This is a genomic window from Lachnoclostridium sp. An181, assembly GCF_002160325.1.
Lineage (GTDB): Bacteria > Bacillota > Clostridia > Lachnospirales > Lachnospiraceae > An181.
On sequence record NZ_NFKJ01000022.1, the window covers coordinates 18588 to 29091 of the forward strand.

Annotated in this window: 11 protein-coding genes; all 11 read left to right on the top strand. The window is 44.5% G+C overall.

The window, feature by feature from the left end:
- The first annotated feature begins 9 nt into the window (after positions 1 to 9).
- The 11 genes from B5F18_RS11120 (at position 10) to B5F18_RS11170 (ending at position 10247) form a co-directional block, all read left to right on the top strand.
- Positions 10 to 750 carry an ATP-binding cassette domain-containing protein gene (locus tag B5F18_RS11120; RefSeq protein WP_087157728.1) on the top strand — a complete coding sequence of 247 codons (741 nt, stop codon included), beginning with the start codon at positions 10 to 12 and terminating at the stop codon, positions 748 to 750.
- Between the two features lie 53 nt (positions 751 to 803).
- Positions 804 to 1763: a carbohydrate kinase family protein gene (locus B5F18_RS11125; RefSeq protein ID WP_087157729.1), complete on the top strand. Its 960-nt coding sequence runs from the start codon at positions 804 to 806 to the stop codon at positions 1761 to 1763.
- The gene (locus B5F18_RS11130) at positions 1760 to 2734 is read left to right on the top strand and encodes a LacI family DNA-binding transcriptional regulator (protein ID WP_087157730.1); all 975 of its coding nucleotides are present in this window, start codon (positions 1760 to 1762) and stop codon (positions 2732 to 2734) included. The genes B5F18_RS11125 and B5F18_RS11130 overlap by 4 nt, the downstream gene beginning before the upstream one ends.
- Before the next feature lie 155 nt (positions 2735 to 2889).
- Positions 2890 to 4818 carry a sucrose-specific PTS transporter subunit IIBC gene (locus tag B5F18_RS11135; protein WP_087157731.1) on the top strand — a complete coding sequence of 643 codons (1929 nt, stop codon included), beginning with the start codon at positions 2890 to 2892 and terminating at the stop codon, positions 4816 to 4818.
- 17 nt (positions 4819 to 4835) lie between these two features.
- A complete protein-coding gene (locus B5F18_RS11140) occupies positions 4836 to 6251 on the top strand; it encodes a glycoside hydrolase family 32 protein (protein ID WP_087157732.1) in 1416 nt (471 codons plus the stop codon).
- Positions 6252 to 6392: 141 nt separating this feature from the next.
- Entirely contained in the window at positions 6393 to 6767 is a 375-nt protein-coding gene (locus B5F18_RS11145) for a diacylglycerol kinase family protein (RefSeq protein WP_087157733.1), read from the top strand.
- A gap of 20 nt (positions 6768 to 6787) precedes the next feature.
- Positions 6788 to 7114: a hypothetical protein gene (locus B5F18_RS11150; protein ID WP_087157734.1), complete on the top strand. Its 327-nt coding sequence runs from the start codon at positions 6788 to 6790 to the stop codon at positions 7112 to 7114.
- The gene (locus B5F18_RS11155) at positions 7107 to 8690 is read left to right on the top strand and encodes an ABC1 kinase family protein (protein ID WP_087157735.1); all 1584 of its coding nucleotides are present in this window, start codon (positions 7107 to 7109) and stop codon (positions 8688 to 8690) included. Before B5F18_RS11150 ends, B5F18_RS11155 begins: the two co-directional genes overlap by 8 nt.
- A 28-nt stretch (positions 8691 to 8718) precedes the next feature.
- Positions 8719 to 8991, top strand: coding sequence for an acylphosphatase (locus B5F18_RS11160; protein WP_087157736.1), 273 nt, complete (start codon positions 8719 to 8721; stop codon positions 8989 to 8991).
- A 16-nt stretch (positions 8992 to 9007) separates the two neighbouring features.
- Positions 9008 to 9610 (top strand): flavin reductase, encoded by a 603-nt coding sequence (locus tag B5F18_RS11165; protein WP_087157737.1) that lies wholly within the window; start codon positions 9008 to 9010, stop codon positions 9608 to 9610.
- A gap of 22 nt (positions 9611 to 9632) precedes the next feature.
- Entirely contained in the window at positions 9633 to 10247 is a 615-nt protein-coding gene (locus tag B5F18_RS11170) for a TetR/AcrR family transcriptional regulator (protein WP_087157738.1), read from the top strand.
- The last annotated feature ends 257 nt before the right edge of the window (positions 10248 to 10504 follow it).

Below are 10504 nucleotides of genomic sequence, written 5' to 3' on the forward strand. Positions count from 1 at the left end.
AGGCTGGATATGGAGAACATGATTCGATTTCAAAATATTGTAAAAAAGTATGGGGAAAAAACAATTATAGATGATTTGTGCCTTGATGTAAAAAGAGGAGAATTTGTCACCATCATTGGCTCTTCCGGGTGTGGAAAGACAACTCTTTTGAAAACGGTGAATGGCTTGGTGGAGCCGAATGAAGGGGATGTGCTTGTGAATGGAGCATCCATCAAAGATGTGGATCTCATTTCGCTTAGGAGAAGGATTGGCTACAGTATTCAGGGGAATCTTTTGTTCCCGCATATGACTGTGGAAGAAAATATTTTGTATGTGCCGCATCTTATTGGAAAACACAAGAAAAAGAGGGAGACTGCCATAAAGTGGATGCGGATGCTCAGACTGGACGAGGAGCTTTTAAGCCGTTTTCCGGACCAATTATCGGGCGGTCAGCAGCAGAGAGTGGGGATTGCGCGCGCATTGGCCGCAGAGCCGGAAATCCTTTTGATGGATGAACCGTTTGGAGCAGTGGATGAGATCACAAGGGAACAGCTTGGAAGAGAGATCAAAGAGATCCACCAAAAAGAGAAGATAACGATTTTGTTTGTCACACACGATATTGACGAGGCACTCTATCTTGGGACAAAGGTGCTGGTCCTTGATCAAGGTCTGATCCAGCAGTACGACAGTCCAACAAATTTGATCACGCACCCTGCGAATGAGTTTGTAAGAAAGCTGATCGGTCACAGACAGATGGCACAATCAGTTTGAAAGACTGTTTTTTTCGTGATATAATACCCAAAAACCACAACGAGGTGACGAAAATGAAGAAACAATACGATGTCGTTGCGATGGGGGAAATGCTCATTGATTTTACGATGAACGGGCAGAGCACACAAGGAAACAATTTATTTGAGGCCTGCCCGGGAGGTGCGCCTTGCAACGTACTTGCAATGCTTAGCAAGCTGGGACGGAAGACCGGATTTATCGGAAAAGTGGGAAACGACCAGTTCGGACATCTTCTGAAAGAGACAATTGAGGAAATCGGTATTGACTCCAGCGGGCTTGTGATGGACGACAAGATCCATACAACGCTTGCATTTGTACATACCTTTCCGGATGGAGACCGGGAGTTTTCCTTCTACAGGCAGCCAGGTGCAGACATGATGTTAAAGGAGGAAGAGGTGGATTTTGGACTGATCCAAAATGCAAGGCTTTTCCATTTTGGAACACTCTCCATGACAGATGAGCCGGCAAGGAGTGCCACATGGAAGGCGCTTGAAGTGGCAAGGAAAGCAGGATGTCTTATTTCTTTTGATCCCAATCTTCGGGAACCGCTTTGGAGTTCCATAGATCTTGCAAAAGAAATGATGGAGTACGGGATGAAGTACTGTGATATCTTGAAGATTTCGGACAATGAGATCCAGTTTATTTCCGGCCAGGAGGACTATGAGAAAGGAATCCGTTATCTTCAGGATACTTACCACATACCATTGATCCTGCTGACTCTTGGAAAAGACGGCAGCCGGGCCTACTATAAAGACATGGTTGTGGAGAGGGGCGGATTTAAACTTGACACGATCGAGACGACAGGGGCAGGGGATACCTTCTGCGGCAGTACGTTGAGCGGCATTTTGGAGAGGGATTTTAAAAATCTGACACAGAAGGATCTGGAAGAAATTTTGACATTTGCAAATGCAGCGGCAGCTCTGATCACTACGAAAAAAGGAGCGATCCGCTCTATGCCTGAAAAAGAAGAAGTAGAGGAATTGATAAAGTCATGACGATCAAAGAAATTGCCGGTTTGGCCGGGGTGTCCAGCGCAGCGGTGTCCCGATATCTGAACGGCGGGTATGTAAGCGAAGAAAAAAAAGAAAAAATCAGCCAGGTCATTGAAAAAACCGGATATCGCCCATCTGCGCAGGCAAGGATTCTTCGCACAAAGAAAACCCGTCTTGTAGGTGTGGTGGTGCCAAAGATCAGTTCTGAGAGTATCAGCAGGATCACAGACGGAATCGGGCAGGTGCTGGGGAAAGAAGGGTACCAGATGCTTTTGGCCACCACGGACAATGATCCAAAAAAAGAAGTGGAATACATGGAGATTTTTGAAAATTATCCTGTAGACGGACTTTTGCTCATCGCCACGATGCTGACAAAGCAGCACCGGAAAATTTTGAAAGAGGCAAAGGTGCCGATCGTGGTTATTGGGCAGCAGACAGATGATGCCAGCTGTATTTACCACGATGATTACAATGCTGCAAAAGAGCTTGGAATATTTGTGGGGAAAAAGAGCAAAAAAAAGATTGCCTATATCGGTGTTACCAGGGAGGATAAGGCCGCGGGAGCTGCCAGGGAAGATGGATTTCTCGCAGGGCTTGGACAGGAGGGGAAAACTGTGGAAGAGGGATACCGTATGGAGGCGGAATTTACCATGGAGTCCGGTTATGAGAAGACGAAGGCGTTACTGGAGAAAAAATGTGATATCGATATCATATCGTGCGCCACAGATACCATTGCCGCAGGGGCGATCGAAGCACTTGGAAAAGATTTTTTGGACAGGCGAAAGGATATCATGATCACTGGTTTTGGGGACAATCAATTCTTAAAAGCAGTGACGGGCGGAATCCCAACCGTACATTTTGGATACAAGACAAGCGGAATAAAGGGGGCGCAGATGCTTATTGAAATGATCGAAAAAGAGCAGGATATTCCTATGCAGGTAAAACTGGGATATCAAGTGCGCCATGCATGGTAAAAGAGACAAAAAAATGATTGGGACTTTTGAATAAATTTGAGGATAAAAAATCGGTAAAAATGCCATCTTTACAGGTGGCATTTTTTTATTTAATATAAACTTATAAAATATGAAATCGATTACATATAAATCAAAAAGGAGTGGAGGAGAACTTTATGGATTACAAGAAAACCGCAAAGGAAATCCTGGATTTGGTCGGCGGAAGTAAGAATATTGTTTCCGCAGCCCACTGTGCAACCAGGTTAAGACTCGTTATTGCGGACAATCAAAAAGCAAACAAGGCGGCGTTGGAAAATGTGGATGGAGTAAAAGGGGTGTTTGAGGCGTCTGGTCAACTTCAGATTATCTTGGGAACCGGAACCGTCAACAAGGTTTACGATGAATTTATCTCACTTGGAGGTATTACGGCCAGTTCCAAGGCAGAGGCAAAAGAGGCAGCTGCCGCAAAGCAGAATCTCTTCATGAGGGCGATCAAACTTCTGGGAGATATTTTCGTGCCGATCATTCCGGCGATCGTGGCCAGCGGATTTTTGATGGGGATCATGAACTCTCTGGATTTTATGAATGCCAATGGATTCCTGAATATTGACACGTCAAGTTCGATTTATGTATTCGCAAATCTGTTCAGCAATACAGCGTACACTTTTTTGCAGATTTTGATCGCGTTCTCAGCAGCAAAAGCGTTTGGGGCAAACCCGTATCTTGGTGCGGTCATCGGTATGATCATGATCCATCCGAATCTGCAGAATGCCTACACGGTTGCAGAGCAAGGGGTACAGGCGACACAGTCTGTCTTCTTTGGACTTTATGACATTGATTTGGTCGGATATCAGGGGCATGTGATCCCGATCATCATAGCAGTGTGGCTGCTGTCCGTGCTGGAGAAAAAATTACATAAGATCGTGCCTGAAGTTCTGGATTTGTTTGTGACTCCGCTGGTCAGCGTATTTGTGACAGGATATCTGACATTGGCAGCCATCGGACCAGTGTTCGTGTGGGCGGAAAACGCGGTTCTGGACGGTATCCAGTGGCTTTTGACACTGCCTCTTGGGCTTGGCAGCCTTGTCATGGGAGGTTTGTATGCGCCTACTGTTGTGACAGGTATTCATCAAATGTACACGGCCATCGATTTAGGGCAGATCGCCCAGTATGGAGTGACCTACTGGCTGCCGCTTGCAAGCGCGGCAAATGTAGCCCAGGGCGCTGCGGCTTTGGCAGTGGGGATCAAGTCAAAAGATAAGAAGATCAAATCTTTGGCTCTGCCGTCTTCTTTGAGCGCTTTTATGGGAATCACGGAACCTGCTATCTTTGGTGTAAACTTGCGGTTCTTCAAACCATTTATCGCCGGATGTATTGGAGGCGGATGTGGTGCGCTGTATGCATCTATCGTTCATCTTGGGGCAAAAGGAACCGGTGTGACCGGAATTTTCGGAGTGCTGCTCTGTCTGGAACAGCCGGTACAGTATCTGATTGAAATGCTGATCGCAGTAGGTGTTGCATTTGCAGTTTCCTATGTACTTTACAAAGATACAAAATCACAAACAGAGGCCGTCACTGGAGGAAACAGTGGAAATGTTCTTTTGGAAAAGCAGGAAGAAGAGAATGGGCACAAACCGGATGCACAAACAGAGGAAGTTCTCACAAGTCCTGTAACCGGAGCGGTTATACCAGTGTCAGAAGTAAAAGATGAGACTTTTGCAACAGAGATGCTTGGCAAGACGGTCGCAATTACTCCAAAAGACGGAAAAGTTGTCTCCCCTTGCGACGCCCGGGTACTCACTGTCTATGAGACAGGGCATGCGGTTTGTCTTGAAACAAAAAGCGGAGCCCAGCTGCTCATCCATATAGGAATTGATACCGTGAAGATGGAGGGGCAGGGATTTGTGAAAAAGGTATCCGATGGACAGCAAGTGGGAGCAGGGGATGTTCTTGTGGAGGCAGATCTGGATAAGATACGAAAAGAAGGCTATGAGACGACCACCATGGTGATTTTGACCAATGCAGAAGAATTTGCAAAGATAGAAAAAGGGGAAGAAAAATCCGTAACATTTACAGATGAAATCATGAGATTGAAAAAAGCTTAAATTTGGGGAGAAAAGATATGAATGCATTGACAAGAGATTTGGAAAAATTGGTGCGGGAAAAGGAAAAAGAAACAGGCTTGGGGCGGTTTCGTCAGAAACTGCACCTGATGCCTCCCACGGGATGGCTCAATGACCCAAACGGTCTGTGTCAGTTTGACAATGTATATCATGCGTTTTTCCAATACTCTCCATTTGATGTAAACGGCGGTGTAAAGATGTGGGGGCACTATATCAGCCATGATCTGACAGACTGGGAATACAGGGGAACTGCCCTGTATCCGGACCAGCCGTTTGATTGCCATGGTGTTTATTCCGGCTGTGCGTATGTGGAGCACGGAACGATGTATCTGTATTACACAGGGAATGTCAAACATGAGGATGGCGATTATGATTACATCCTGACAGGAAGAGAAGGGAATACGGTACTTGTCACAAGCGCGGACGGACATACATTTTCAGAAAAGAAACTGCTCATGAAGAATGAGGACTATCCGTCCGATTTAAGCTGTCATGTGAGGGATCCAAAAGTATGGAAACAGGATGGCCGGTATTACATGATCCAGGGAGTCCGGACAAAGGAAGATGTCGGGGAGGCACAGATCTTTGTGTCAGAAGATAAATGGAACTGGAAACCAGGAAAAAGAATCCGCACAGAGGAACCTTTTGGTTATATGTGGGAATGTCCGGATTATATGAAAATAGGAAACAGGAAGATTTTTTCCGCCTCTGTACAGGGGTTGACAGGAGACGAATGGAAAGAGCGCAATGTCTACCAGTCCGGTTACTTCTTTGTGGAGGGAGATTTGCTTTCTGATTATGAACTTTCCGAATATCATCTTTGGGATTATGGATTTGACTATTATGCTCCTCAAAGTTTTCAGGACAAGAATGGACGGACGATTCTCATCGGATGGATGGGAATGCCGGACTGTGAGGAGTACGGGAACACGCCTGCCGCAGCAGAGGGCTGGCAGCACTGTTTTACTTTTCCAAGGGAAGTATTTGAAAAAGACGGAAAAGTATATCAGCGCCCTGTAAGAGAGCTGGATACAAGAAAGCAGTTGTGGAAAGCGAAAGCAGATACTTTGAAAGAAGAAGATCTATCGGTTTTTGAAGTAAATGTCACTGAAATATTGAACAATGATTTCCATGCAGTACTTGCAGAAAAGCTTGTTTTGGAATACAAAGACAGGGAGTTTCGGATGTATTTTACAGAACAGAATAAAGACAGCGTGTCCGGTGGAAGATCCATACGAAGAAAAACCGTGGAAAAACTGGAGGATGTGAAGGTATTGGGGGATGTCTCATCTGTGGAAGTATTTCTAAATGGAGGGGAAGTGGTCTTCTCCACAAGATATTATCCGGAAAACTACAGTGTGGAAATCAACGCAAAAGGAGCAAAAATAGAGATTTTTACAATCCGGGGAATTTAATATTAAGAAAATAAGATTGCTGTCGCAGCGCAGGAAAGAAAACACAGGCGTTGCGGCAGCAATCTTTTTATGAGAAAAAGGCTGATAAAAAGAAGATAGTTTGGTATAATGAATAAAACTACCATAAAGAGGGTGAAGAAAATGGACAAACATAAAAAGAATCCTCTGTATAAAAGTTTTGGGTATGCATTTGATGGTATCTGGACAGTTGTGAAAAAAGAGAGGAATATGAAAATTCACTGTCTGGCGGTTGTGGTCGTGATTGCAGCCGGATGTTTTTTTAAACTGCCCCTGTACAAGTGGTGCATCTGTTTTCTTCTTTTTGGGCTGATCCTGGCGCTTGAGATGGTGAATACAGCGGTGGAGGCAGTGGTCGATCTGGTGACAGAGGAGAAAAAACCCCTGGCGAAACTGGCAAAGGATGCAGCTGCCGGTGCGGTGCTGATCGCGGCGATCATGGCGGTTGTCATTGCATGTCTGATGTTTATTCCCGAGATCATGGAAATATTAAAATAGATGAAAGGAGAAATGTAATTATGGAAGGGTTTGGAGAAAATGTAAAAAAACTTTTGCTGGCAGGGATTGGTGCAGTTGCTGCTACAGCAGAAAAGTCATCGGAGCTTTTAGATGAGATGGTGAAAAAGGGTGAGCTGACAGTAGAGCAGGGAAAAGCTTTAAATCAGGAGCTGAAACACAATATTAAGAAAACCGTGCAGGAGAAAACTCCTGACAAGGAAGAAAAAAAAGCAGATGATATGGATGCATTCCTTGAGCAGATGACTCCGGAACAAATGGAGAAATTAAAGGAAAAACTGGCTGCCATGGAGTCTTTGGAGAAAAAAGAAGAGGGCACAGATGAGTAAACAGGAGTCTGATGAGTACAAAGGGAGGCTGAAGGAGATGAGAGCCGTGCTCAAAAAGCACGGGATCACACGAGGGGTCACACCGCAGAAACTACGGCTGATCCTGGAAGATTTGGGGCCTACTTTCATCAAGATCGGACAGATCATGTCGATGCATTCGGATATTCTTCCAAAACGGTACTGCGATGAGCTGATGCAGCTGTGTTCAGACGTTTCGCCTATGCCATTTGAGGAAGTTGAAGAAGTGATCGAACAGTCTTACGGGTGTCCGTGGCAGGAGATTTTTGAGTATATAGAGGAAAAGCCTCTTGGGTCTGCATCCATTGCCCAGGTGCACAAGGCAGCCCTGAAAAATGGGGACAAAGTAGTGGTGAAAGTCCAAAGAAAAGGGATTTATGAGACAATGGCCAGAGATATCAGCCTGCTTCGAAGGGCGGTAAGACTTTTGCCTCCTGTCAGTCTTAAAGGAATCGTGGATTTGGATATGGTGCTGGATGAGCTGTGGACAGTCACAAGGGAGGAGATGAATTTCCTCACAGAGGCCGCCAATATGGAGGAATTCGCCAGAAAAAACGAGGAAATCGCATATGTGTCCACACCGGCGCTTTATCAGGAATACACCACGCTCCATGTGCTTGTGATGGAATATATTGACGGTGTGGCAGTGGATGAAAAAGATAAACTTCTGGAAACAGGGTATGATTTAAAAGAGCTTGGCATCAAACTTGCGGATAATTATATTAAACAGGTGATGGACGATGGATTTTTCCACGCAGACCCGCATCCGGGAAATGTCAAAGTGTATGACGGAAAGATCATCTGGATCGATATGGGGATGATGGGGCGGCTCACACAAAGAGACAGGGAGCTGATCGGTAAGGCTGTAAGGGGCATTGGCACAGGCGATGTGGGTATGATCCAGGAAGCGGTACTGGCTCTCGGTGAATTTAAAGGAAAGCCGGATCAGAGCAGCCTTTATGAGGATATCAGCGATCTTCTGTCAAAATACGGCACTATTGATCTTGGAGATATCGATGTGGCGGAAGTTATGATGGACATGATGGAGGTCATGAAGGAAAATCAGATCGTGATGCCCCATGGACTGACGATGCTGGCCAGGGGATTGACGCATATGGAAGGAGTTTTGGCTAAGATTTCACCGGAGATCAATATGGTGGAGATTGCATCCAGACATATGGCGGGGCAGTTTATCAAAAATCTTGATTTGAAAAAGGAGCTCAAAAACAGTGCAAAGGACGTGTATCAGTCCCTGCACAAAGCTGTCAATATTCCTGCACTGCTGGCAGATATGATACACGGGCATCTGAAAGGCCAGACGAGAGTCAACCTTGATCTTCACGCCTCAAAAGAGCTGGAGCGTCTTTTGCGCAGGCTTGTGAGGAATATCGTGATGGGGCTGTGGGTTATGGCGCTTTTGATCAGTTCGAGCATCATCTGTACCACGGATATGAAACCCAAAATATGGGGCATCCCGGCACTTGGAGCATTTGGGTATCTGATTGCCTTTGGGATCGTTATGTATGTATTTCTAAAACATATTTTTTCGAAAAAATGACTTTTGACGATGATAAGGAGAAAGAAATATGGGAACAGTCCGACAGCGCATTTCATTTGAGGGACGCGTACAGGGAGTAGGATTTCGATACCGGCTGGCATATCTGGCAAAAGCAGCGGATATGACCGGTTGGGTGGAAAATGAATATGACGGCTCCGTTACCGCTGAGATACAGGGAACAGAGGCTATGATCGACCGGGTGATAGAAAGGTTAAAAGATGACCGGTATATTCGGATAGACTGGATTTCAAGAAAAGACATTCCGCTGGAAGAGGAGCGGGGATTTCGTATCAGAGGATGAAAAGGAGGAATTTCTGATGGATAATAAAGCAATGTATCAGTTAAGTTACGGATTGTTTGTGGTGACTGCGAAAGAGGGAGAAAAGGATAATGGATGTATTACCAATACAGTGATGCAGGTGACCACAACGCCGAACCGCATTTCCCTTGCTGTGAATAAAGATAATTACACACATGGAATGATCATGCGCACAAAAGTATTTAATGTATCAATTATATCGGAGCAGACAGAGTTTGAGCTGTTCAAACATTTCGGGTTCCAAAGCGGAAAAACTGTGGATAAATTTGCGCATTTCACAGACGTAAAGAGGTCTGAAAACGGGCTTTACTATGTGACAAAAGGAATCAATGCATGGATATCCGCAAAAGTAGTTGAGACCGTGGATCTTGGAACGCATACGCTTTTCATAGCGGATGTGACAGATGCAGAAGTACTTGACAACACACCATCCGCAACGTATGCTTATTACCATGCAAACATCAAACCTTCTGCCTCACAGGAGACAAAGAAAGGATGGAGATGTAAAATCTGCGGATACATTTACGAAGGAGAAGAGCTTCCGGAAGATTTCGTATGTCCGATCTGCAAACATGGGGCAGTGGATTTTGAAAGAATTTAATGTTAGTCAGGAGATATAACAAGTGAAACAAGAGATTAAAAGTGAGTTGAGCAGACAGAGGATCACGCAGGCTGCCATTGAAGAATTTGGAAAGGGAACATATGATTCTGTCTCTGTGACACAGATATGTACGCGCCATCATATTGCAAAGGGGCTGCTCTACCATTATTTTCGGGGGAAGGATGAGCTCTATCTTGCCTGTGTAAAAAAATGTTTTGATGAACTGGAGGCATATCTGGCAGAGCAGAATTTGGAATTTACTCAGTTTAAGCGGGATATCTGCAATTATATGGAGAAAAGAAGGCTGTTTTTCGCTATGCATCCGGATTTGGAAAATATTTTCTTTCAGGCAATGATCTACCCACCGGAACATTTGCTTAAAAGTGTGGCTGAAGTGCGAAAAAGATTTGATCTGCTGAATCTGAAATTTTTCAGACAGCTTTTACAGTCAGTGGAATTAAGACCTGAGATAAGTGAGCAGGAGGCAGCAGATTTTTTTATGCTGATCAGGGACAGCTATCACAGTTTTATCCGGAATCATTTCGTAAAAGGGGAGTCTGTGAAGGAACTGCATGAAACATATATTGAGAGAGTGCTCGATATGATGCTTTACGGAGTTGCAAAGAAAAGTGAATAGAAGATGAAAAAGGATGCCGTAAAATCGTCAGGAAAGATGAGTTTGCGGCATTTTTTTATTTTGCCAACAATATATTGACTGTGCGGTCTATATTATATAAAATGAATATAAAAGTTGCTTTTTTATAAAAAAAGCAATAAAAATGCACAAAAGAAAGACTAACTATTAAAAGTCAAGTCTAAAATGGAGATTTTGTGAATGAATTGCGGTAACGCATTTCAGATATAGTTGTACCTTGAAAATCGCATGACAAACAG